Raw genomic sequence first — 23,871 nt, 5'->3', positions numbered from 1 at the left:
TCAGGATTTCCGTCCACCGCGCGATTCACTCTTGTGATAGCGCTTCCCTACACACGTCAAAGAGAATAGTATTCTCGCAGCGAGAAAGTTACAATCTCCGACACATCTTCCGTGAGGGGGTCGAGCGCAGCGATGTCACGGCGTTCTCCGGTAGAGTCCAACCATGTTCTCACTGCCCAGCAATCAGCTGAGCCTGCGGTGACCAGCCCAAGCGAGGAACCCGCCTGGAAGCAGCGCGCCGTCGAGCGGTCGATCAAGACGGCGAAACTGCGCGCCGCGCAACGCGTTCAGCGCTTTCTCGACGCGGCGCAGGCCATCATCATCGAAAAGGGCAGCACGGACTTCACCGTACAAGAGGTCGTCGACCGCTCCCGCCAGTCGCTGCGCAGCTTCTACCTGCAGTTCGACGGGAAACACGAGCTGCTGCTCGCCCTGTTCGAGGACGCGCTGAGCCGATCCGCGGACCAGATCCGCGCCGCGACGGAGAGCCATTCCGATCCGCTCGAGCGGCTGCAGGTGGCCGTCGAGTTGTTGTACGAGGCGTCGCGCCCGGACCCGACCGCGAAGCGGCCGCTGTTCACCGATTTCGCGCCCAGATTGCTGGTTTCACACCCGGCCGAGGTCAAGATCGCACACGCCCCCTTGGTGACGTTGCTGACCGAACTGATGGAGGCGGCCGGCGAAGCGGGCAAGTTGCGCGCCGGGATCAACGCCAAGCGGGTTGCCGCCATGACCATGCAGACGGTGATGTTCATCGCCCAGTCCAGCGGCGGCACCGATGACGCGACTGTGCACCCCATCACCGCCGACGAAGTCTGGGACTTCTGCTCGCGCGGATTCGTCGGCTAGCGCGAGAACCGCACTCTCCACTTCCGAGAAGCCCGCATGGCCAAAATGGATGCGGCGTTGACACCCACGTTCGCTGATGAGACAGTTCAAGTCGGCTAGGGATCCGGATCGGGGAACCGACAAGGGCGACCGATCGGGCCGGATCGGGAATCGAGGAGCTGTCATGGCAGGACGGGTCGAGGGCAAGGTCGCTTTCATCTCCGGGGCGGCGCGGGGCCAGGGCCGCAGCCACGCGGTGCGGTTGGCGCAGGAAGGCGCCGACATCATCGCCATCGACATCTGCAAGCCCATCCGCGGGTCGGCCGCCGAAAGCACCGCGATACCGGCATCGACGCCGGAGGACCTGGCCGAGACCGCGGACCTCGTCAAGGGACACAACCGCCGGATCTTCACGGCCGAGGTCGACGTGCGCGACTACGACGCCATGAAGTCCGCGGTCGACGCGGGCGTGCAGCAGTTGGGCCGGCTGGACATCATCGTGGCCAACGCCGGGATCGGCAACGGCGGAGAAACGCTGGACAAGACCAGCGAAGCGGACTGGACAGAGATGATCGACGTCAACCTGTCCGGGGTGTGGAAGACCGTGAAAGCCGGTGTGCCGCATATGCTCGCCGGCGGCCGTGGCGGCTCGATCGTGTTGACCAGCTCCGTCGGCGGTCTCAAGGCCTACCCGCACACCGGCCACTACGTCGCGGCCAAGCACGGGGTCGTCGGGCTGATGCGCGCCTTCGCAGTCGAGTTGGGCCAGCACATGATTCGGGTGAATTCGGTGCATCCCACGCACGTGTGCACGCCCATGCTGCACAACGAGGGCACCTTCAAGATGTTCCGCCCGGATCTGGAGAACCCGGGACCGGACGACATGGCCCCGATCTGTCAGCTGTTCCACACGCTGCCGGTTCCGTGGGTTGAACCGCAGGACGTCAGCAACGCCGTGCTGTTCCTCGCCTCGGACGAGTCCCGCTATGTCACCGGTGTGACCCTGCCCGTCGACGCGGGTGGCTGCCTGAAATAGTCTGCGTCCTATGGACGCATTTGACGGGCGCGGGGCGGTCATCACCGGCGGCGCGAGTGGCATCGGACTGGCAACGGCCACCGAGTTCGCCCGACGCGGGGCCCGTATCGTGCTCGCCGACATCGACAAGCCCTCCCTCGAACAGGCCGTGGAGCACTTGCGCGCCCAGGGACACGACGCCCATGGCGTCATGTGCGACGTCCGCCACCTCAACGAAATGCGGCATCTCGCCGACGAGTCCTTCCGGCTACTGGGCCACGTCGACGTCGTCTTTTCCAACGCCGGCATCGTCGTCGCCGGGCCGCTGGCCCAGATGACGCACGAGGACTGGCGCTGGGTGATCGACATCGATTTGTGGGGTTCGATCCACGCGGTCGAGGCGTTCCTGCCGAGGCTGCTCGAGCAAGGCACCGGTGGCCACATGGCCTTCACCGCTTCGTTCGCCGGATTGGTGCCCAACGCCGGCCTCGGCGCCTACGGTGTCGCCAAGTACGGCGTGGTGGGGCTCGCCGAAACGCTCGCCAGGGAAGCCAAATCCAGCGGCATCGGGGTGTCGGTGCTGTGCCCGATGGTCGTCGAGACCAAACTCCTGTCGAATTCCGAGCGGATCCGCGGCGCGGATTACGGACTGGCGTCCTCGCCCGAGGGGGCGGCGGGCCTGCCGACGGAGGACGACAGCGTCGGCGTCGACGAGCTTGCCCGGCTGACGGCCGACGCGATTCTGGCCAACCGCCTCTACATCCTGCCCCACCGGGCCGCGCGGGCTTCGGTGCGCCGCAGGTTCGAGCGCATCGACGGCGCGTTCGACGAGCAGGCCGCCGGGGGCTGGCGTCACTGACCGGGCGGCCCCAGCCGGTAGTCGCCGGTGTGCGGGTCGTGGTACCAGCCGCCGGCCGCGTGTGTCCCACCGTCGACGTGCAGCGTCTGGCCGGTGAGGTAACCCGACATGTCGGAGGCTAAAAACACTGCAGTGCCGGCGATTTCGTCGACATGCCCGGGGCGGCCCAGTGGCACGACGGCGCCGATACCGGAGGTCGCCGCGTCGCCGGCGAGTTGGGCCAGGCCCTCGGTGAGCGTGATATCGGGCGCGATGGCGTTGACCCGGATGCCGTGCGGCGCCAGTTCCAGTGCCGCGGTCTTGGTGTAGTTGATGACGCCCGCCTTCGCCGCGGCGTAGGCCGCGTAACCGGGCGCTGCGCGCACGCCTTCGATCGACGTCAGCGAGATGATGCTCCCCGGAAGCCCCGCCGACACCAGCCGGCGCGCGATGCGCTGGGTGCACAGCAGCACGTGCCGCAGGTTGGCCTTATACAGGGCATCCCAACCGTTTTCGCTGGTCTCGAGCAGCGGCGAGGAGAACACGCCGCCGGCGTTGTTGACCAGGATCGTTGGGGTGCCCAGTTCGGCAGTCGTGCGCTCCAGCGCCGCGTCCACCTGCGCGCCGTCGCGCACGTCGGTCGGGATTCCCAGCGAACCAATCGTTTCCGCCGCCCGCGCGCACGTCTCGGCGTCGCGCTCCCAGATCGCCACCGAGGCGCCGAACGCCGCCAGGCCGGCCGCGATGCCGCGGCCGATCCCGGCACCGCCGCCGGTCACCACCGCCACGCGCCCGGTGAGCAGGACGTCCGAGGGGTCAATCGCCATCGCTGGTCACCGGCCTAGCAGTCAGGTTGCCGAGTACATCGTCGGCGTGCGGCCGATGATACCGTCGGCCTCCAGGCCGGCGATTTCGGCGTCGCTCAGGCCCAGCCCGGTCAGCAGTTCGTGATTGTGCTGGCCGAGCAGCGGCGCGTGCCGGGTGTGGAATCGGCGCGGGCCCGCGGAGAACCGGATCGGCACCGTGCTCAGCCTGGCGGGACCGTTCACCGGGTGGTCGACGTCCTCGAAGAATCCGCGGACCGCCAGCTGGTCGATGTCGGTTTGCCGGTGCGGCTGCAGCACTTTGGCCACCGGCACTCCGGCATCCCACAGCGTCGCGACGATGGCGTCGCGGCTGCGGTGCTCACACCAGGCGGCCAGCCGCTCGTCGATGAGGTCGTGCCGCTCCCTGCGGCCGGCGACGGTGGAGAGCGCGGGATCGGTTGCCCACGAGGGGGATCCGAGCGCCCCGGCCAGCCCCTTCCACTGCTCGTCGGTGGCAACCGCGATGGCGACCCAGCTGTCGGGGCGGCCGAACTCGTCGATGTCGGCGCTGCGGTAGAGGTTTTGCGGGGCGGCCGTGGGTCCGCGGTTCCCGGCCCGCTCCAGGAGCGCCCCGTACGCGGTGTACTCGATGACCTGCTCGGCGGTGATGCTGAGCGCCCCGTCGACCATTGCCGCCTCGACCAGGAGCCCCCGCCCGGTGCGGCGGCGGTGTTCCAGCGCAAGCAGAAGGCCGTTGAGCGCGTGCAGGCCGGCGTTGGGATCGCCGATCGAATAGGGTTCGAACGGCGGCTGGTCGGGATAACCGGTCATCCAGCTCACCCCCGCCGCCGATTCGATGACGTAGGCGAACGCGGGGTTGTCCCGCCAGGGGCCGTCCAGGCCGAACCCGGGCATCCGCAACAAGATCGCGTCGGGCTTGATGAACTGGACGGTCGCGAAATCGAGCCCGATCTGGTCCAGCACCCGTGGTGTGAAGTTCTCCGCGATCACGTCGCACGATGCGATCAGCCGGCGCAGCAGCTCTTGCCCGCGCGGGCTTTGCAGATCCAGCGTGAGACCCTTCTTGTTGGTGTTCAGCGCAGCGAAGATCGGCGACTTCTCCCACCATTGGCTCTCGCTGATCGGCACGCCGGCGATGAGTCGGGTGCCGTCCGGGCGACGGGTGGATTCGACGTGGATGACCTCGGCGCCGAGCATGGCCAGGAAGTGGGTGCAGCAGGGCCCCGCCCAGAAGGTCGTCATGTCCAGCACGCGAATTCCGCTCAGCGGCAATCCTGTTGCGGTGCCCGTCGGCGCCGGGCGCCGAGCCAACTCTGCGCTGCGGTAGTTGGCGGTGTGTTCGCCGAGCCGCGGGGCCGGTTGCGGCGGGCGCAAGTGCACCGGGTGCATTCGGTACGGGTGGCCGGGTTGCGCGAACCCGCCGCGCGGATTGCACACAAACGATCCGCGCTCGCGGAAATGGTCCAGCGAGGTGACGTTGGCCCCATTGGCCACCGGCGCGTTGGGAATGCGGAAAGCCGTTGCCAGCTCACGGATGTCGTCGACGGTGTTGCTCTCGACCCATGCGTAGATGTCGTCGGCGTGGATGTTGGCCTGCTCGGTGATCGACAGCGGTGAATCCTCGTCGATCCACTCCGGGTGCCCGACCATCGCGCACAGGTCGAACCACTGCTGCGCGGTGCCGCACCCCAAATCCACCAGTCCATCCTTGGCGCGGGCGACGCCGGGCACCGTGCGGCGGCGCGCGTCTCGCCAGGGCCGGCCGAGCATCTCGAAGTAGGTGACCGGATAGTAAGTCAGGCACAGGATCTGGGTCTCCAGCATCGACAGGTCCAGGAGCTGCCCGGGGGCCCCCTTGAGCTGGTCATGTCGCGCGGTCAGCAACGCGGCGCTCGCGTAGACCCCGGCCAGGTACTCGCCGACCTGCCCGCCCACGTACACCGGCGCGCGGTCCGGGGCGCCGCGACCCAGCCCGACGATCCCGCCCGACCACGCCTGCAGCGTGAACTCGGTGGCCGGGCGGTCCCGCCAGGGGCCGTCCAGCCCGAACGGGGTGACCGCCAGGACGGTCAGGTGGGGATGACGGCGGTGCACCGCAGCGGGCGTAAACGGTTCGCTCTCGGCCAGTGCGGAGCCGGCCGACCACACCACCGCGTCGGCGGCCGCGAGCAGCCGGTCAGTGAGATCGACGCCCTCGTCGACGCCGGGGTCGGCCACCACGCTGCGTTTGGCCCCGGCCAGGAAGCTGAACAGGGCGCCGTCGTCGCCTGGTGGTATGGCGGCACCGGAGGCCGACCACGATCGCAACGGATCGCCCCGCGGTGACTCGACTTTGACGACCTCCGCGCCGCCGTCGGCGAGCAATCTGGTGCAATAGGCTCCCGCTATTCCGCTGGACAGCTCGACCACCGTGTAGCCGGCCAGCGGCGGTTCGGGCGCCACTAGCGCTCCCGCTTTCGACCCGACTTCGCGTCGGCGTCCGTATTTTTGGGCGTCCTCGTGCGGGACTTCTTACCGGGCCTCTTTGTGCGGGCCTTCTTGCTCAGGCGCCATTCCGGCGGGAACTTGCCGTCGTTCTCGTTGACCGCATCGCCCAGGCCGCGCTCCATCGCCTGGCCGAGCAGGAAGTCCTCGCCGGAGTCGGGCCGCACGCTGCCGCCCATCGACTCGAAGAAGCAGCTGAGCATGCTTCCCATGTACTCGCCCTGAAACTGCTTCATGATCTCGAAGAAGACCTTCTGCATGAAGACCGTGTCGGTGGGGCGGTTGCGGGCGCACGCCAGGGCGTACTTTTCGACCTCCGCTTCCAGTTCGGCCCTGGGCACCACGCTGTTGAGAAAATTGCAGTCATACATCTCGGCCGCGGTGAAAGCCCTTCCGGTGAAGACCATTTCCTGGAACTTGCGGATCCCCATGGTCTGCGCCCACCACCACATCCGGGGGCCCCAGCCGTAGTAGCGGAACGAGGGGTGCCCGAAGAGCGCGTCGTCGCTGGAGATCACCAGGTCGGCATCGGCGGCCTGGTAGAAGTGCCAGCCGTAGCAGTAGCCCTTCGCCTCCAGGATGCTGATCTTCTTGAAGTCCTGCAGGCCACGGATGCCCGAGTTGGGGTTGGCATACCACTGGCTGAGCGTGGCACCGCGCCGGAACGACCCATCGGGGGGAAACGTGACTTCGTCGGCGCCGATTCGATATTCGGCGAGTCGCCGGCTCGCATCCGCCGAGTTCTGCACGTCCATCACCTCGGTGAGATCCGCGCCCGATCCCAGATCCTCACCGGCGCCACGGATGACAAGAACCTTGACGTCGTCGTCGATGCCGGCACGATGCAGCAGGTCGGCGTAGCGCAACCGGGCGGCGATCGTGGGCGCGTTGAGGTACTCGGGCCGGTCGAAAGTGATTGTGGCGATGCGCTTCCCGGGGTCGACGTGGTACCGGACGAGCTCTTCCGCCGGTGGTGCTGCCTCCTCGGGCATCTATTCGTGCCAGAACGGGCTGGACGTGAGCACCTCCGGTCCGTCGGCGGTGATCAACACCGCTTCCCGCCCGAAAACGGCGCCGATCCCGCGCTCCCAGACATAGCCCGTCACGGCCAGGACCATTCCCGGCTCCAATCGGTCATCGACGGCCGTCCGGGGCAGGTGCTTGGAGATGACCGGCGGGTCGAAGCCCATGCCGAGACCCCGGGCCACCGGCATCGGCGGCGCCGGCTCCCCCGCCGCGTCGTATGCGGCCAGCAGTTCGGCGGCCGCGCCCGGCCGGCAGGCGGCGATCAGCCTGGCCCACAAGGCGTCCCAGCGCCGGTACAGGCCCCGGGGAGAACCGGCGGCGCCCGCCGGCCAGGTGCGGCCCACCTCGCCCATGTAGCCCCCGGCGAGCACGCCGGAGGTGAACGCAACCAGGTCACCGTCGCCGACGGTGCCGTCGTGGCCGTCGCGGTCGTCTCGCCGCCACGGATGCTCGGGCGAAGTGACCCAGGCGAATTCCTGATTCGAGGGCGTGCTGACGCCGCCGGCCGCCATGGCTTCCATCATGGCGCCTGCCAGATTCTGTTCGCGCACGCCGGGGCGCAGCTCGGCGACCCCGGCCGCCAGCCCCGACTCGGCGACCGCGATCGCTTCCCGCAGCGCGACCACTTCCTCGGCCGTTTTGACCCGGCGCGCGGCGCGCATCGCGAGTTCGCCGTCGACCAGCTGGGCGTTCGGAAACGCGGTCGGCAGCAAACGCGCGAAAGCCGGTGACAGCGCGTCGGTTCCGACGCGGCGCGCGTCGGCCGCGCCGTTGATGCGCTGCAGCACCGCGATGGTGTTGACCGGGTTCCAGGAGATGCCGTACAGGTTCTCGCGGGGAATGTCCTCGGGCACGCCCTCGTCCCAGGTGCTGAGCAGGTGCAGGGCGCCGGTCGCGCGCACCAGCACGCAGGAGGGGCCGAACGGCCGGGTGCCGGCGACCCACAGCTGCGGGGTGCCGGTGACGTAGCGGATGTTGGCCTGACGCCCCAGGACCAGCACGTCGAGGTCGTGGGCGGCCATCTGGTCCAGCACGCGCCGGCGGCGCCCCGATCGCAGTGCCCGGTCGTCGGGCAGAACTTCAGTTGCCATAGGGGGTGTAGGGGTAGTCGGTCAATCGAATCGAGCCTTCCTCGGTGATCACCACGACCTCCTCGCTGCGGTAGCCGCCGGTGCCGTCCTCCCAGACCACCGGCTCGAGCACCAGCACCATGCCGGGCCGCAGGACGAAGTTGTCGTCGAATTCCTGCCCGAGATCGGTTCCGATCATGGGCATCTCGGCCGCGTTCACGCCGATGCCGTGGCCGAGGTAGAAATGCGGCAGCCAGGGCTTGTCACCGCCGTTGGCCGCGACGGCGGCCCGGCCGAGATCACCCGCGGTGGCACCGCCGCGGGCCACCCGCTCGACGGCGGCCATGATCTCCGACCACTTCTGGAACTGCGCCTGCTGCCGGGCGCTCGGCTCCCGCCCCACCAGCCACGTGCGCCCGAAATCCGAGCAGTAACCGCGGTAGGTGATGCTGACGTCGGTCCACAGCACGTCGCCTTCGGCCAGTTCCCGCTCCGTGCTCAGCAGCGGCAGCGCCAGGTCGCCGTGCGTCGTCCAGACGCCCTCGGCCTTGCTCGGCGGCATGACCTGCCAGATCGGTTCCAGCATGCTGGCCGACGCGCCCAGTTCGAATGCGCGCCGCAAAAAGCTTGCCGACAGGTCGATCTGGCGGATGCCGGGGGCAAGCGCCTTGTCCACGTCCACCATCGCCTCGTCGGTGATCCGAACGGCGGTGCGGATGCAGGCCAATTCGTCCGGCGTCTTGACAACCTTGGCGGCGCTGACGATGACCGCCGCGTCGGCGGGATCGCCGCCCGGGAACAGCGACTTCCCCGCGCGCCTCATCGCCCCGGTGGACTCGTCGACCGCGATCACCGCGCCGGCCGGTATCAGATCGGCGAGAAGCCGGGCGAATTCGCTTACCCCTTCGTCGAACTCGAGATAGACCGGGCCGTGCAGGTGGTCGGCGGGAAGCTCCGACTCGTAGGAGGCGCCCTCGCGGAACGGCAGGAACAGGTGCGGCCACTCGTCACCGGCGACCACGACGGCCACCGGCCGCTCGACATAGGACAGCCCCGCGTCGCCCAGCGGCCAGCTGGCCCCGGTGGCGTACACCACCGCGCTGTTGCCGAGCAGGATCATCGCGTCGACGCCGCGTTCGGCCATCGCCGCGCGAAGCCGGGCCCCGGTCTCGCGGCGCATCCGGACGAGGTCGGGGGCATCGGGAATCACCAGCCCGTGAGCGGCACCCTTGGTGCCGGCAGGCGCCACCGCGGTCATTACAGCCCCAGGAATTCCGTGATGTTGCCGCAGACGATCTTCGCCGCGTTCTGCGGCCCCACCGCGCCGACGACGGCGGCCAGCGACTTCTCGGAGTACCCGAAAGTGCTTTCGTTGTGCGGGTAGTCGCTGGACCACATGACCTTGTCGACACCGATCTTGTCGATCAGCTCCAACCCGAGCGGGTCGACCATGAACGATGCACACATGTGGTTGTCCCAGTAGTAGCGCACATCGTGCTGCAGCGGCCTGTTGAACATGTGCTGGTAGGACGCCACCAGGTGCTCGGCGTCCTGCAATGCCCAGGGCACCCAGGCGATTCCGCCCTCGAACCAGCCGATTCGAAGCCCCGGATGGTCGTCGAGGATGCCGCCGAAGATGTATTTGGAGAACGTCTCCCGGAAGCCGTCGACGTTGATCATCATCCCGACGACGACGCTGTTGAATTCGCACGGGCTCTTCGGTGGCGTCTCGCCGATGTGATGCGTGACGGGAAGACCCGAGGCCTCGATCTCGTCCCAGACGGCACGCATGGCCGTGCTCGAATAGTCGATGACGTTCCCGTCGTCGTCCTTACCCGGGTTGAGCGGCATCAAAAACGTCTTGAGGCCCAACGACTTCAGCTCCTCGAGCGTGCGACGAGTGCCGGCCGGGTCCCACCAGTTGATCAACCCGGCGCCGTAGAAGTGCCCATTCGAGCGCTCCTGGATGTCGGCGATGTACTCGTTGTAGATCCGGAAGGTGAGTTCGCGAAGCTGCTTGTCCGGGTAGTGGAAAAGCGCGAGCACGGCGTTGGGGAACGCGAGCTCCTTGTCGACGCCGTCCTCGCGGAGCTCCTGGATCCGGGCCTCGATGTTGTTGCTCGCGGCGCCCGCCAGGTCGTCGTATTGCATCAGTACCGCGCTGAAGTCGCCCGGCAGGAACGACTGCCCCTTGCGACCGACCTGATAGGCGCCGTCCTCATACCAGATGCGCGGCGCCTTATCCTTCAGGTCGTCCGGAAAACGTTGGTAGAAAATGTCTTCGGCCAACGAGATGTGGTTGTCCGCGGAGAAGACGGTGGTTCCCGCCGGCAGCCCGACGTTGCTGCCGGCGGCGTGGCCCCGGCGATCCTTCGGTGCGCCGAAGCCCCCCGGCGGGTACAGCGAAACGGTGCCGGTTTGAGTTGTCATCGTTGACTCTCCATTCGGATCGAAATACTTGGGACGGGCTGATTTGCGGGGCTCACCAGGTCACCGGCAGTTCGTACACGCCGTAGGCGAGGCGGTCGTCCTTGAACGGAACATCCTCGAACGGGATTGCCAGCTCCAGCGTCGGGATGCGGCGGAACAGGGTTTGGTAGACGATCTGCAGCTCGGCGCGCGCGAGCTGCTGACCCACGCACTGGTGCCGGCCGTACCCGAAGGCGACGTTGCGGTCCGCATTCGAGCGGTGCAGGTACAGCCGGTCCGGTTCGGAGAACGTGTGCGGGTCCCAGTTGGCCGGGGCCAGGTCGATGATGATGCCTTCCCCGGCACGGATCGTCTCTCCGGCGATCCAGATGTCTTCGAGGGCGACCCGGCGCTGGCCGTTCTGGATGATGCTCAGATAGCGCAGCAGTTCCTCGACCGCGCTGGCGAGGATCTTGGGGTCTTCCGCGTCGCGGATGACGGCCAGTTGGCTCGGATTCCGCAGCAACGCAAGCACACCCAGGCCGATCATGTTGGCCGTCGTCTCGTGCCCCGCGATCAGCAGGCCCGTCCCCAGCTGGGCGGCCTCCTTGACGCTCAGCTCGCCGGCCTTGACCCGCTCCGCGAGATCGGACACCGCGTCCTCGGCCGGGTTCGCCATCTTGGCCTCGACCAGCTGCGCGAGGTACTTGTGCAGGCTCATGGCGCCCTTGACGGTGTCTTCGCCCGTCGCATACCGCGCGAGCCCCACCGTGGCGTGCTCCTGGAACATCTCGGCGTCCTGATAGGGGACCCCGAGCATCTCGCTGATCACCAGGGAGGGGACGGGCAGCGCGATGGCCGCGACGAGGTCGGCGGGCTGAGGGCCGGCCAGCATCGCGTCGATGTGGTCGTCGGTGATCTGCGCAATCGCGGGGCGCAGTCCCTCGACCCGGCGGAAGGTGAACGGCTTGGACAGCATCCGGCGGAAGCGGGTGTGCTCTTCTCCGTCGGAGGTGAAGACCGAGCGCGGCCGCTTGTTCACGGTGGCCAGCATCCCGGCGTTCCAGTGCGGGAAGCCGGGCATCCTGTCGTCGACGCTGACCCGGGAGTCCGAAAACAGCTCCCGCACTTGCTCGTAACCCGTGATCAGCCACGGGGTGCTGCCGTCCCAGATCCGGACCCGGGACAGCGGCTTGGCTTCGGCGAGTGCCATCACGCCCGGCGGAGGCGCGAACGGGCAGCCGGCCTGCCTCGGCATCGGATAGTCCGGAATCGCGGCGGCCGCATCGGCCCCGGAACCGTCAGCGCTCGTCAAAGTCTCGGACATCCTTCTCATTCCTCGATGTGGATCGCCAGAGCGGGGCACGCCGCGGCGGCGCGTCGGGCCCCCTCGGACTGCTCGGGGGTCGGGTTCGGATTGAGCAGGATGACGACGCCGTCGTCCTCGCGCTGGTCGAAGACCTCGGGCGCGTTCAAGACGCAGTTGCCCGAGGATGCGCACGCGTCTTGATCGACAGTCACTTTCATTCGCAGCCCCCTATTCGTGCGGAGTCACGGGCGCCACCCACAAGCCCACGATTGCGTCGATGAGGCCGGAGGCGGCGGCTTGCCACGAACGCTGGGACGACACACCGGCGGTGAGCGCGCGTTCGCGGTCGGCGCAGGTGTGCATCAACAGGTTGCGGGCCATCATGTTGCGTTCGAAATGCACTTCGGCCGGAAGGTTGGGCAGGCAGTTGTTGATGCCCTCGACGACCTGAACGAGGGACGGCGAGCTCAGCGCGCCCTTGACGATGATGTGGTAGTACGCCGGATCGGTCATCGCCTGGGCGGCGAACCGCGCGTACCACGTGGGGTTGCCGAGCTCGGCCAGGTGGTCGGTGAGCGGCCGCACCAGGCAGGCGACCCAGTCGCGCAGTTGGGCCGAGCCGCCCGAGTTCAGCAAGTCGGCCACCATCTGCTCGCGAAGCCGTTCCACCGGACCCCGGTGCTTCTCCTCGATGGCGCGCACCAGGTCGGCTTTGGTGCCGAAGTGGTAGCCCACCGCCGCGTTGTTGCCCTGGCCGGCGGCCTCGCTCACCTGGCGGTTCGACACCGCGAACATGCCGTGCTCGGCGTACAGACGTTCGGCCGCCACCAGGATTGCCTCCTGGGTGGAGCTGGCCCGCTCGGTGCGAACGGCCCTGCCGGCTGCGGTCATTGGGCAAGTCAACCGCGAATTCTCGATTAAGTCAAGCGATTGATTTAATTTGCTGGGCGTGCGTTCCGGACTCCCGTTTTCGCCGTTGCGCAAGGACCTTCAGTCGCCTTGTTTTGACTCGCTGCGCCGCCGGATCGCCTTGCCCGCGACCGTCCCACCGTCGACCGGCAACACCGTCCCGGTGACGTAGCGGGATCGCTCGCTGGCGAAATACAGCGCCGCCTCGGCGATGTCGCCGGGGGTGCCCTCGCGCTTCAACGGGCGGTCGGCCCGCATCGTCTCGCGGATCGCCGCCTCGTACCGCTCGAGCTGCTCCGGGTCAACGTTCGACGCCGAGGTCGCCAGCAACGGAGTCGGGATGTTGCCCGGCGCAATGGCATTGACCCGAACCTCGTAGTGGGCCAATTCAATCGCGGCGGATTTGGTGAACTGGATGACCGCCGCCTTCGACGCCCGGTAGGTCATGACCCCACCGCCGGCCTGGATCCCGCCGATGGAGGTCATGTTGATGATCGATCCGCCGCCGTTGGCGGCCATGTGCCGAGCGGCATCTCGGGTACCGGCCATCACACCCAGAACGTTGACGCGCATGACGCGGTCGAAATCTGACAGGTCGTCGTCGAGGAACCGGCGGTGCATCGTGCCCGAGACACCGGCGTTGTTGACCATCACGTGCAGACCACCGAATCTCTCGACGGCGAACGTCACCAGTGCGCGGACCTCGTCGGGATTCGACACGTCGGTCCGGTGAAACGCGGTGCCGGCGCCCAGGGCGGCCGCCAGGTCTTCGCCCGCTTCGGGACGGACGTCGGCGATGACCACCCGGGCACCCTCCGCGGCGAACCGCTCCACCGTGGCGTGGCCGATCCCCGAGGCGCCGCCGGTGACGACGGCCACTTTGCCGACAAGATCGTTGACCACACGACGAGTTAATCGGCGCCGTAGGGGTTAAGTCAAGCAATTGATTTAAGGCCGCGGTGGGCTTCGGCACATGCGGGCCCCTCGACAGCGAGGACGCGACCATCTACCCGACCCGCTTCGACGAGTGGCTGGCGCGCACGCCGCCCCGGTAGCGACTTGTGGCGCGGAACCGGCCACGCCGATCAATGGCCACGGCCGCCCCGGCGCCCGCACGGGCACTGCGATCGTGCTCAACTACACCTTCTGACCGGCGTCGGCCAGGAATTCCAGCAGGAGGTCGTTGACCGCCGCTGACTGCTCGATCTGGGGGCAGTGGCCGGCGTCGGGGAGGACCGTCGACCGCGCGCCCTCGATCTGCCCGGCGATCTGGCCGGCCCAGCCGGACGGAAGCAGCTTGTCGTTTCCACCCTCGACGACGAGGGCCGGCACCCGGATCCGCTCGTAGCGCCGCGCGCTCGACGGTGTGCCGGACGGTGCGGCCCCCGGACGGCGAAATCGCGCCGCCGCCACGGCCTCCCACGCGCCCGGGGCCGTGCTGGACTCGTAGCGCCGCCGCACGTACTCGTCGTCGGCGGGATAGGCCGGGTCGTAGAACAGCGCCTCGACGATGCGCCGCATGGCGGGCAGGGTGGCGTCGTATTGTTGCAGCGCCTCGAAATGCCGGTTCTGCTGGATCTCGCCACCACCGCAGATGGCCACCAGACTGCGCATCGGCAACAGCGGCTCGTCCGCCGTGGCATCGCTCAGCAGATTGATGGCGCCCATGGAATTACCGACGAAGTGGGCCGCGTCGATGCCGAGCTGCCGGCAGAAGCGGGCCACGTGCCTGATCCGCATCCCGCGCCCGTCGACGAAGTCGATGACCTTGGCGGACTGGCCGAAACCCAGCTGGTCGGGCGCCAGCACCCGGTGGCGCGCCGCCAGCGCGCCGATGTTGCGTTCCCAGCCCAGCTCGGCGCTGCCGCCGAACTCCCCGCCGTGCAACAACACAACCGGATCGCCCTCGCCGGCCTCGAGGTAACTGGTGACCAGCCCGTCGACCAGGGTGGTCTTGCGATGAAAGCGATGGATGTCTGCCGCCCGCCTTTCGCTACTTGATCGCGATCGGATTCACCGGCGACCCCACCGCGCCCACCACTCGCAGGGGCGGGGCGATGAGCTGAAACTCGTACACGCCGTCGGCGGCGCAGTCGTGCGCGAGCTCGGTGAGATCCCAGTATTCGCCGAACATCATCCCCATGTCGCGCAGGCACAGCAGGTGCAACGGGAAGGTGACGCCATCGACACCGGATACCAGGTCTTCGACTTGCAGGTTGTCGGCCGCGACGGCCGCGACCTCGTAGTCGTGCAGCCACCGGGCGCAGCGCCAGTCAAGCCCGGAATAGCCTTCAGTCTTGTTGCCGGTCATGGCAAATCGGGTCCACCAACCGGTCCGGATCAAGACGATGTCGCCGCGCCCGACGGTCACCCCCTGGGCGCGCACCACGTCGTCCAGTTCTTCCGGCGTGATCGGGTTGCCGGGCTCGAGGAAGACGTCCGCGCCCCGGTGGCGGACCAGGTCCAGCAGCACACCGCGCGACGTGATGCCCTTGCCGTCGACCTTGTCGATCCCGCAGTGAAAGGCGCCCATGCTGGTCACCGAATCCGCCGGGAAGCCGTTGTAGAGCTGATCGTCGTAGTAGACGTGCGACAGCGCGTCCCACTGGCTGGCGGCCTGCAACGGCATGATGATGATGTCGTCGTTGAAGCGGAACGGATTGTCGGCGCTCATGTAGCCACTCAGCTGGTGCGCCACCGGATTACGTTGCCACTCCGGCCCGTATCGGGCGAGCGTGTTCACGTCGCCGCCGTCCACTGTCATGATGTGCACCGGATTGTGCCGAAACTCGAAGGCGCCCTGGGGCCCCGACGCCCCGAAATCCACGCCGAGGGAGAACACCTTCCCGCGCCGGACCAGGCTCGCGGCCTGCGCGACCTTCTCCGCGGTGATGAAGTTCAGCGTGCCCAGCTCGTCGTCGGCTCCCCACCGCCCCCAGTTCGAAACGTCGCGGGCGGCCCGCCGAAAGTCGGTCAGGTTGGCCACGGCGCTCCTTCCCCGAGCTCCCGCGCGATTGTGGCACCGACGTTTCCGCCGTCGACCCACACGACCTGACCCGAAATATAGCTGGCCGCGCGGCTATTCAGGAAGAGCAGCACCGAGGCCTGCTCGGCTGGATCCGAGACGCGACCCAACGGCTTGGGTATGTCATCGAGAAAGCCTTGTCCGTAGGCGGTCCGCAGCTGGTCGAGAATCGGCGTCTCGGTGACCCCCGGGCCCGTGCAGTTGATCCGGATACCGCGCGCGCCGAGGCGGGTTGCGCTGTCCATCGTGTACAGGATGATCGCTTCCTTGGACAATTGATAGCCGCCACCGGCCAATTGATCCGGGTGGCTGTGGCACCACTGGATGCCTTCCCGCATCGACGTGGTGTGCAGCAACGGTGCCACCGAGCGCAGGTGGTCGCGATACCCGGCAGCCGCCAGCGAGGACACACTCACGATCGCCGAACCGGGGGGCATTCGGGGGATCAGAGCCTCGGTGAGATGCCGCGTGCCCAGGAAGTTGATGGTGACGACGAGAGGCGGGTCACCGATGCCCGACGAGACGCCGGCCACGTTGAACAACGCATCCACCCGCCCGTCGATGGCGGCCACCGCTGAGTCGATCGAGGCCTGGTCGGCGAGGTCGATCTCGTGAAACTCGTTGAGCGACCACGGAGGTGGCCGCTTGTCGAGGCCGACCACCTCGGCGCCCAATTCGCCGAGTTGTCGCACGACCTGTTCGCCGATGCCCGACGCGCACCCGGTCACCACCGCACGGCGCCCGGAGTAGCGCCACAGCTCGTCGAGTCCTGCAGACACCTTGTGCAAGGTCCTACAGACGTCCGGCGATCACTTGGCCTGCTGCTCCTTGAGTCGCCGCGCCGCCTCGACCCGGCCCTGGTTCATCTCCGCCATGGCCTCGGGGATCTCGGTGGCGGTGAACTTGTTGCGGCCGGTGGGCAATCCGCCGTAGGAGTAGCCCTCGTCGAATTGCGGCGCGTTCGGCTCCGGACGGCGCGACTCGACCTTCTCGATGATCGGCTCGAGCCGCTTGGCTTTGTCGGCCACCGCCTTTGCGTCCCGCTCGACGAATTCGGGCAGCACCTCTTTGCCCATCAGTTCGATGGACTCCATCGTGCCCTCGTGGCTGCGGGGGTTAAGCAGCAGGATCAGCTCGTCGACGCCGCTCTCTTCATAGCCGCGCAGGAATTCGCGCACGGTGGCCGGGGAACCGATCGCGCCGCGCCCCGGACCGTAGGCCAGCGTCGGGTCGTTCTCGACCTCGCCCAGGTAGCGCTCCCATACCCCGGTGCGGCCGGGGGTGTGTTGCCCGGTCAGGTAGTAGTGCATGATCCCGAACGAGAAGAACCCGCCGCCCTTTCCGAGGCGCTGGATGGCCTGCTCGTCGGTCTTGGCGACCATCATCGACAGATCGCCGCCGACCGCAAGGATGTTGGGGTTGATCTGGGGGGTGACCGGGACACCGTTCTCTTCGAATTCCTTGTAGTAGCCGTTGACCCGCTCGGTCAGCGGCCCCGGGCCGGTGTAGGCGAAACTCAGCGCGCCGATGCATTTTTCGGCCGCCATCTGCACGCTGGCCGGCCGGGTGCAGGCGACCCACACCGGGGGATGCGGCTTTTGCAGCGGCTTGGGAACCACGTTGCGGGGCGGCATGTCGTAGTACTGGCCCTTGAAGCCGGTGAAGGGCTCTTCGGTCATGCACCGGATAGCCACCTCGAGCGACTCCTCCCACTGGGCGCGCTTGTCGGCCGGGTCGACTTCGAATCCGCCGAGCTCACTGATCGAGGAGCCCTCCCCGGTGCCGAACTCGACGCGCCCATTGGAGAGCAGGTCGATGGTGGCAACGCGCTCGGCCGCCCGCGCGGCGTGGTTGACCGAGGGCAGCAGGTGCATGATGCCGAATCCCAGCCGGATGTTCTTGGTCCGCTGGCTGGCGGCGGCAAGGATGATCTCGGGCGCCGTGGAGTGACAGTATTCCTCCAGGAAGTGGTGCTCGGTCAGCCAGACGGTGGAGAATCCGGCCTTGTCCGCGGCCTCGATCTCGTCCATGCCGTCTTGGAACAACTGTCGCTCGTCGTCCGGCGCCCACGGCCGGGGCAGCGGGAACTCGTAAAACAGTGAAATTTTCATCGTTACCTCCCGTGAGAGTTATAGGGTCTACTTCTTGCCTGGGCTGCAAGGTGTTTCGCGGCGACGTAACCGAACGTCATGGCCGGCCCGATGGTCGCGCCCGCGCCGGCATAGCTGCGGCCCATGACCGGCGCGGAGGTGTTGCCGACGGCGTACAGACCGCGCAACACCGTGCCGTCGCGGCGCAGCACCCGGGCGTACTCGTCCACGCTGAGGCCGCCCGACGTCCCGAGGTCGCCGAGAACGACCCGAAACGCGTAGTAGGGGGGTTTCCCCAGCGGATGCAGGTTGGGGTTCGGCAAGGTCGGATCGCCGTAGTAGTTGTCGTATACGCTGTCGCCCCGATTGAAATCGTCGTCGTGCCCCTTGCGCGCGAGTTCGTTGAAGCGGGCTGCGGTCTCGCAAAGCTGACGTGCCGGTACTCCTATCCTCGCCGCCATCTCATCCCACGTGTTCGCCGCTTTGACCACGCCGGATTCCAGCCAGGCAGTGGGAACCTTGCGCCCGGTCGGTACCGGCGCGCCGGGAATCTTCGGTATCGGCAGATGTCCGCCGACGACATAGCGATTCCACGACCGGTGGTCGGTGATGAGCCAGCAGGGGATGTGCGTCACTCCCGACTTCTGCCCCTCGATCATGGCGTGGCCGAAGTCCATGTACGGCGCCGCCTCGTTGATGAAGCGCTTCCCGTCGCCGTTGACGATAAACTGCGCCGGCATCATGCGCTCGTTGAGCATGAACTGCATGCGCCCGTCCGGCCATTGGATAGCGGGGAACCACCAGGCCTCGTCGAGCAACTCGGTTGCGGCGCCCACCTTTTCGCCGGCGCGGATGCCGTCTCCCATCGCGGCCGGGTTGCCGAAGCTCCAATCCTGCTCGATGACGGGAAGTTGCTCCTTGCGCCACGCAAGGTCGTGGTCGAACCCGCCGGAAGCCAGAACCACTCCGAGCCGGGCGCCGACGCGCAGCCGCGCGCCGTCGCGTTCGAGCAGCGCGCCGGTCACCGCCCCACCGGCGCCGGTGAGCAACTCCACCATCGGCGAGTCCAGCCACAGGGGGATGCCGCGCTCCCTCATCGCCAGCCTGAGCCGCGCGGCCAGCGATTGGCCGATCGCGGCCATTCGTTCGCCGAACACCCGGGCCCTGACCATCCGCGCGATCAGCTTGAGCAGCACACCCTTGCCCGCCCAGGACTGCCGGATCCGGTAGAAGGACCGAAGTTCCTTGGGACCCAACCAGATTCCCTTGGGTGCGAGCGCCAGCGGCTGCAGCAGCGTTTGTTCGTCGGGCCCGAGCTTTCGCAGGTCGATGGGCGGGACGTTGATGGTGCTGCCCAGCTCGGAGCCGCCGGGCAACTCGGGGTAGTAGTCGGCGTAGCCGGGCTTCCAGACGAATTCGAACCATCCGGAGAGGTTTTCGAGGAATTCCAGCATGTGGGGCGCCGAGTCGACGTACTGCCGTATCCGCGCTTCGCTGACCAGGCCGCCAGTGACCTGCCGCATGTACTCGACGACTCCCTCGGGGGAGGGCGTGTAGCCCGCCCTGCGCTGAGCGGGGGCCCCGGGCACCCAGATTCCGCCACCCGAAAGGGCGGTGGAACCGCCGAAATGGGAGGACTTTTCGACGACCAGCGCGTCGAGTCCCTCCGCGTTGGCGGTCAGGGCGGCGGTCATGCCGCCACCGCCGGAGCCGACGACGAGCACGTCGACCACGTGGTCGAAACCGTTGGACGCCGCGGTCATTTGAGCACGGCCGTTCTGACGGCGAAACCGGCGATCAGGTCGGGCGCCGGCTTGTAGTAGCGCACCGTGGTCTCGTACGGCCCGGCGGCCGCCAGGGCGGCGAACGCCGCCACCCACGTCCTGATCTCCTGAGCGGAGCTGCCACCCTCGTGCTCCACGAACGAGTTCGACCACTGGTCGAAGTCGGAAAGCATTCCGCTGTCGATGATCTCGAGGAATCGGTGGTCCCACGCCGGGTTGAGCGCCTGCAGTGCGCTGTCACCGGCGGCGAAGCTCCTGGCCGCGTCGATCACGGCCAGCTGCCGGGCCTGCCGCTGCTCGGGCGTCATCGGCCGGCCGTGCACGATCCGCTCCAGCACCGGCGGCGGCGCCGTTGCCAGCGTCGGCACGGGAGGGCTATGGGAAAGGCCTCCGGATCCCAGGACCAGCACCCGCTTGTCCAGGCCCGCGAGGTAGCCGCCCACCGCGGTGCCGAGCGCGCGGCAGCGATGCAGCGGACCCAGCGGCGCGGCGACGGCATTGACGAAGATCGGTATGACCTGGCGCGCGGTGGCATCGCCGAAGAGCTTCTCGAGCGGCTGCACGGTGCCGTGGTCCACGTCCATGCTGACCGACACCGCGACGTCGACCCCGGCGCCCAAAACCGCTCTGGCACAGTCGTTGGCGAGATCTTCCGGAACGTCGAGCGGGCCGGCGAAGGTGCCGTAGTCACCCACACCGCTGGCGTGGGTGCCGATGCAGAACGGCGGCATCGCCTTGTAGAAGAACCCGTTGTAGTGATCCGGGGAGAAGCTCACCACGAGGTCGGGCCGGAAGTCCTTCACGAAGTCCCGGGCCCGGGCGATCGCGCCCTCGATGTCCTCAAGCAGGTCCTGCGACGGTCCCGGAAGATTCAGCAGCGGGCTGTGCGACATACAGCACAGAGCCAGTACCACTTTGGCGATCACCCCCTCCCGGCGTGAGTGCGAGCGCCTCCAGCAGGGCGGCGCTCAGCTCCGGCGCGCGCTGAGCGATGCACGCCCCCGCGATGCACCGATCGGGGCGCAGGAACAGCACCGATTCCGGATGGGTGTCGAACCACGACTTGAGCCCGCCGTTGCGGTCGCCGACGACCACGATGTCGGGGTCGTCGTGTCCCGGCCAGTGCAGCTGCGTCGCCGGACGCAGCGCAAAAAACCTGGCGCCCAGCGCTTCCCAGCTCTTGAACGCCACTTCGCCCAGGATCGCCCGGGGGTTGTTGTTCCAGCACACCACGGAGAACCAGTTGCCCAGCACGTCGTCGAGCAGCACGTCCTGTTGGCTGCGGGTGTCGACGCGCGGCTGGATGAACAGCGTGCCGACCGGCGAGGCGGCGCGGCCGGCCTTGCCGTGGCCGGGCTCGTGTACCACCGCCCCCTGCTCGTAACGCGGCATCGGCTTGAACCGCATCTCCAGCACGTAGCGCTTGAGCGTCGGGACCACCGACGCCGATCGCACCAGCAGGTCGCGGGCGCGGGCCACCCGGCGGTTGGTCGGCGAGATCGCGCGGCCGACCATGGTGGAGAGGTCGATCATCGCCCGCGCGTGCTTGCGACGCTCGACGTCGTAGGTGTCCAGCAACTGCTCGTCGGCCAGGCCGCGCACCACGGCCGCCAGCTTCCAGCCCAGGTTGAAGGCGTCCCGGATGCCGCTGTTGTAACCCTGCCCCTGCCAGACCGGCATCAGGTGCGCGGCGTCCCCGGCCAACAGCATCCGGCCGGAGCGGAACGCGCCGGCGATGCGCGAGTGGTGGGTGTAGACACGGCGCCGGATCACGTCGACCCGGTCCGGGTGGGGCACCATCCGCCCGAGCATCTGCCTCAGGAACGCCGGGTCCTCGGCCTGCTCGTCGGTCTCGTGGTTGTGAATCATGAACTCGAAGCGGCGAATTCCGTGGGCGATCGAGATCGAGGCGTAGGGGCGCTCGGGATCGGCCCCGACCTCGCTGTTGGGATGGCCGAGCGGATCGTTGGCGACGTCGACCACCAGCCAGCGCGTCGACGACGTCGTGCCGTCGAAGGACACGCCCATCATCCGCCGGGTCGTGCTGCGGCCGCCATCGCATCCGACGACGTAACGCGCTCGCAGGCTTTCCGGTCCCTGCTCGCCACCGAGATCCACGGTGACCGCGCAGTCGTCCTGGCGGCATGCCGTCATCGGCCGTTCCCACCGCACCTGCACGTGCGGGAACCTGTCCAGGCCCCGCAGCAGTTCGGCGTCGACGAGCGGTTGCACGAATCCGTTGCGCCGCGGCCAGCCGAAAAATGCTTGGGCGGGCGCCATTTCGGCCAGTACTCGACGCTTGGCATCGACGAATCGCAGAATCTGGTTGGGCACGGTGTGCGGCAGGACGCGGTCCACCAGGCCGATCGACTGGAAGGCGCGCAGCGCCTCGTCGTCGAGCCCGACCCCGCGCGGGTAGTCGATCAGCGTGTCACGCTCGTCGACCACCAGGGTCCGCACGCCCTGCAAGCCAAGGACGTTGGCCAAGGTGAGCCCCACCGGGCCGGCGCCGACGACGAGGACGTCGACGTCCACCGGTGATGTTTCCGGCCCCGGGGCCACCATCAACGGCCCAGCAGGAAGTCGAGATGGAGGCGGTTGAAGGTCTTGGCGTCCTCGTACTGCGGCCAGTGGCCGCAGCCGGGCATCACCTCGAAGCGCGCACCCGGGATCATCGCCGCGATGCGGCGGCCCTCGTCGACGTCGGCGGTCGGGTCGTCGCTGGTCCACAACACCAGCGTCGGCGCGGTGATCGAGCCGTAGTCGTCGGGCCCGATGATGTTGCGGGCGCGGATTTCTGGGTCCTGCAGCGCCATGATGTCGCGCATGGCGTCGACGAAGCCGGGCTGCCGATACACCCGCTGCCGGCTGGCGATCAGGTCGTCATAGTCCTTCGACTTGTCGGCCATCAGCCACTTGATCCGCGCCTGCACGGTCTCCCACGTCGGGTTCTCGGCGGCCGCCATCGACAGCGTGATGATTCGCTGCATCACCACCGGGTCGGCCTGGGAGCCGCCCGCGGTGTTCAAGACCAGGCGTTCGACCGCGTCCGGGTGATCGATGGCCGCGCGGGCGGCCACCCACCCGCCCAGCGATTCGCCACTGAGGCAGGCCCGGCCCACTCCGATGGCGCCCAACACCGCCATCAGGTGGTCGACGTAGTGGGCGACCTCCAGCGGGTGCCCCGGCTTGTCGGTATAGCCGTGGCCCAGCATGTCGATCGACCACGTCCAGAAGTGCTCCGCGTGCGCGGCGAGGTTGCGCACGTAGGCCTCGGCGTGCCCGCCGGAGCCGTGCAGGAACACCAGCACGGGCTTGCCGGAGTCACCGGCTCGCAGGTAACGGGTCCGCACTCCCGCGGCGTGAAGGTAGCCCTGCGAAAACGCGACACCCTGGAGATCGCTCCAAATGCTCTCGAATTCCGCCACGGTCCCTCTCACCCGACACCCGGGAAACCCGGAAAATTCGTCCTCGTCTTCCGCTGACACCTTGTGCTAATATCGCACACTGATGTGCGTTATATATAGAGCTACGCTCTCCCACGGCGGTCTGTCAAGGCTGTGACCGGTTCGGGGACGGGTTCTCAGACACTGGCCCGCGGGCTGGCCGCGCTGCAGATGGTGGCCGACTCCCGCAACGGGCTGACCGTGCAGCAACTCGCCGACCAGGTCGGGGTGCATCGCACGATCGCCTATCGACTGCTGTCCACCCTGGCCGAATTCCGGTTGGTGGCCAAGGGCGAAGACGGGCGCTACCGACCGGCCTCCGGACTGGCCGTGCTCGGCGCATCGTTCGACCGCAACGTCCGCCAAGTCAGCCTGCCGGTGCTGCGCGCGCTGGCCGACGACCTGGGCACCACGGTCTCCCTGCTGGTGGCCGAGGGCGACCAGCAGGTGGCGATCGCCGTGATCGTGCCGAGCCTGGTCGCCTATCAACTTTCCTTCCACGAGGGCAGTCGCTATCCCCTCGACCGCGGCGCCGCCGGGATCGCCCTGCTCTCGAGCATGCCCCCGCGTCCGGGCGAGCGAGATCTGGTGACCCGCACCCGCGAGTGCGGCTGGGTGACGACGTACGGCGAGATCGAACCGAACACCTACGGTTTGGCGGTACCGGTACGTCGCCCGCCTCCGTCGCCCCCGACCTGCATCAACCTCATCTCTCATCGAGAAGACGTCGTGATGCGTGGGAAAGACGCGGTCGTCACGGCCGCAAAGCAGTTGGCGGAGCTACTGAGCTAGCCACCGAGCTGGCCCCGAG

The 23,871-nt window shown here is 67.9% G+C and carries 22 protein-coding genes; 4 read left to right on the top strand and 18 right to left on the bottom strand.

The annotated features are described in order from the left end of the window. Positions 1–198 precede the first annotated feature (198 nt). The 3 genes from BN971_RS13390 (at position 199) to BN971_RS13380 (ending at position 2,702) form a co-directional block, all read left to right on the top strand. Complete coding sequence (locus BN971_RS13390) at positions 199–849, top strand: TetR/AcrR family transcriptional regulator (protein ID WP_085182551.1); 651 nt, start codon at positions 199–201, stop codon at positions 847–849. A 163-nt stretch (positions 850–1,012) separates the two neighbouring features. Continuing rightward, positions 1,013–1,864 carry a mycofactocin-coupled SDR family oxidoreductase gene (locus BN971_RS13385; protein WP_085182552.1) on the top strand — a complete coding sequence of 284 codons (852 nt, stop codon included), beginning with the start codon at positions 1,013–1,015 and terminating at the stop codon, positions 1,862–1,864. Between the two features lie 10 nt (positions 1,865–1,874). Next, positions 1,875–2,702: an SDR family NAD(P)-dependent oxidoreductase gene (locus BN971_RS13380; RefSeq protein WP_085182553.1), complete on the top strand. Its 828-nt coding sequence runs from the start codon at positions 1,875–1,877 to the stop codon at positions 2,700–2,702. Here BN971_RS13380 and BN971_RS13375 read toward each other — a convergent pair. The 18 genes from BN971_RS13375 to BN971_RS13290 all read right to left on the bottom strand — a co-directional run bounded on the left by BN971_RS13375 (position 2,696) and on the right by BN971_RS13290 (position 23,042). Further along, a complete protein-coding gene (locus BN971_RS13375; protein ID WP_085182554.1) occupies positions 2,696–3,508 on the bottom strand; it encodes an SDR family NAD(P)-dependent oxidoreductase in 813 nt (270 codons plus the stop codon). The two genes, BN971_RS13380 and BN971_RS13375, sit on opposite strands and share 7 nt — an antisense overlap. A 21-nt stretch (positions 3,509–3,529) precedes the next feature. Beyond that, complete coding sequence (locus BN971_RS13370) at positions 3,530–5,950, bottom strand: CaiB/BaiF CoA transferase family protein (protein WP_245836995.1); 2,421 nt, start codon at positions 5,948–5,950, stop codon at positions 3,530–3,532. Beyond that, on the bottom strand, positions 5,950–6,984 hold the full coding sequence (locus tag BN971_RS13365) for an enoyl-CoA hydratase/isomerase family protein (protein ID WP_085182555.1): 1,035 nt from the start codon (positions 6,982–6,984) through the stop codon (positions 5,950–5,952). Before BN971_RS13365 ends, BN971_RS13370 begins: the two co-directional genes overlap by 1 nt. Beyond that, on the bottom strand, positions 6,985–8,109 hold the full coding sequence (locus BN971_RS13360; protein ID WP_090350155.1) for a M24 family metallopeptidase: 1,125 nt from the start codon (positions 8,107–8,109) through the stop codon (positions 6,985–6,987). Next, positions 8,099–9,346: a M24 family metallopeptidase gene (locus BN971_RS13355; protein ID WP_085182557.1), complete on the bottom strand. Its 1,248-nt coding sequence runs from the start codon at positions 9,344–9,346 to the stop codon at positions 8,099–8,101. Before BN971_RS13355 ends, BN971_RS13360 begins: the two co-directional genes overlap by 11 nt. Beyond that, entirely contained in the window at positions 9,346–10,518 is a 1,173-nt protein-coding gene (locus tag BN971_RS13350) for an amidohydrolase family protein (protein ID WP_085182558.1), read from the bottom strand. The genes BN971_RS13355 and BN971_RS13350 overlap by 1 nt, the downstream gene beginning before the upstream one ends. A gap of 52 nt (positions 10,519–10,570) precedes the next feature. Next, on the bottom strand, positions 10,571–11,824 hold the full coding sequence (locus BN971_RS13345; RefSeq protein WP_085182559.1) for a cytochrome P450: 1,254 nt from the start codon (positions 11,822–11,824) through the stop codon (positions 10,571–10,573). A 5-nt stretch (positions 11,825–11,829) separates the two neighbouring features. After that, positions 11,830–12,024, bottom strand: a complete 195-nt coding sequence (locus BN971_RS13340; protein ID WP_085182560.1) for a ferredoxin — start codon at positions 12,022–12,024, stop codon at positions 11,830–11,832. Positions 12,025–12,034: 10 nt separating this feature from the next. Continuing rightward, positions 12,035–12,697 carry a TetR/AcrR family transcriptional regulator gene (locus tag BN971_RS13335; RefSeq protein ID WP_085182561.1) on the bottom strand — a complete coding sequence of 221 codons (663 nt, stop codon included), beginning with the start codon at positions 12,695–12,697 and terminating at the stop codon, positions 12,035–12,037. A gap of 99 nt (positions 12,698–12,796) precedes the next feature. Next, positions 12,797–13,618, bottom strand: coding sequence for an SDR family NAD(P)-dependent oxidoreductase (locus BN971_RS13330; RefSeq protein WP_085182562.1), 822 nt, complete (start codon positions 13,616–13,618; stop codon positions 12,797–12,799). Positions 13,619–13,852: 234 nt separating this feature from the next. Beyond that, positions 13,853–14,689: an alpha/beta fold hydrolase gene (locus BN971_RS13325; protein ID WP_085182563.1), complete on the bottom strand. Its 837-nt coding sequence runs from the start codon at positions 14,687–14,689 to the stop codon at positions 13,853–13,855. Between the two features lie 19 nt (positions 14,690–14,708). Then, positions 14,709–15,701 (bottom strand): cyclase family protein, encoded by a 993-nt coding sequence (locus BN971_RS13320; protein ID WP_085182564.1) that lies wholly within the window; start codon positions 15,699–15,701, stop codon positions 14,709–14,711. Next, on the bottom strand, positions 15,689–16,519 hold the full coding sequence (locus BN971_RS13315; RefSeq protein ID WP_085182838.1) for a coniferyl-alcohol dehydrogenase: 831 nt from the start codon (positions 16,517–16,519) through the stop codon (positions 15,689–15,691). Before BN971_RS13315 ends, BN971_RS13320 begins: the two co-directional genes overlap by 13 nt. A gap of 30 nt (positions 16,520–16,549) precedes the next feature. Continuing rightward, entirely contained in the window at positions 16,550–17,851 is a 1,302-nt protein-coding gene (locus tag BN971_RS13310) for an LLM class flavin-dependent oxidoreductase (protein ID WP_085182565.1), read from the bottom strand. A gap of 2 nt (positions 17,852–17,853) precedes the next feature. Next, positions 17,854–19,593, bottom strand: a complete 1,740-nt coding sequence (locus tag BN971_RS13305; RefSeq protein WP_085182566.1) for an FAD-binding protein — start codon at positions 19,591–19,593, stop codon at positions 17,854–17,856. Further along, positions 19,590–20,507 carry a 3-carboxyethylcatechol 2,3-dioxygenase gene (locus BN971_RS13300; RefSeq protein ID WP_085182567.1) on the bottom strand — a complete coding sequence of 306 codons (918 nt, stop codon included), beginning with the start codon at positions 20,505–20,507 and terminating at the stop codon, positions 19,590–19,592. The genes BN971_RS13305 and BN971_RS13300 overlap by 4 nt, the downstream gene beginning before the upstream one ends. Next, complete coding sequence (locus tag BN971_RS13295; protein ID WP_085182568.1) at positions 20,455–22,179, bottom strand: bifunctional 3-(3-hydroxy-phenyl)propionate/3-hydroxycinnamic acid hydroxylase; 1,725 nt, start codon at positions 22,177–22,179, stop codon at positions 20,455–20,457. The genes BN971_RS13300 and BN971_RS13295 overlap by 53 nt, the downstream gene beginning before the upstream one ends. After that, a complete protein-coding gene (locus BN971_RS13290) occupies positions 22,179–23,042 on the bottom strand; it encodes an alpha/beta fold hydrolase (RefSeq protein WP_085182569.1) in 864 nt (287 codons plus the stop codon). Before BN971_RS13290 ends, BN971_RS13295 begins: the two co-directional genes overlap by 1 nt. Before the next feature lie 132 nt (positions 23,043–23,174). Here BN971_RS13290 and BN971_RS13285 point away from each other — a divergent pair, with 132 nt between their 5' ends. Continuing rightward, positions 23,175–23,852 carry an IclR family transcriptional regulator gene (locus tag BN971_RS13285; protein WP_085182570.1) on the top strand — a complete coding sequence of 226 codons (678 nt, stop codon included), beginning with the start codon at positions 23,175–23,177 and terminating at the stop codon, positions 23,850–23,852. The last annotated feature ends 19 nt before the right edge of the window (positions 23,853–23,871 follow it).

This window comes from Mycobacterium bohemicum DSM 44277 (assembly GCF_001053185.1).
Taxonomy (GTDB): Bacteria; Actinomycetota; Actinomycetes; order Mycobacteriales; family Mycobacteriaceae; genus Mycobacterium; species Mycobacterium bohemicum.
The sequence above is the reverse complement of the archived record's forward strand: the minus strand, read 5'-3'. Positions and strand labels throughout refer to the sequence as shown.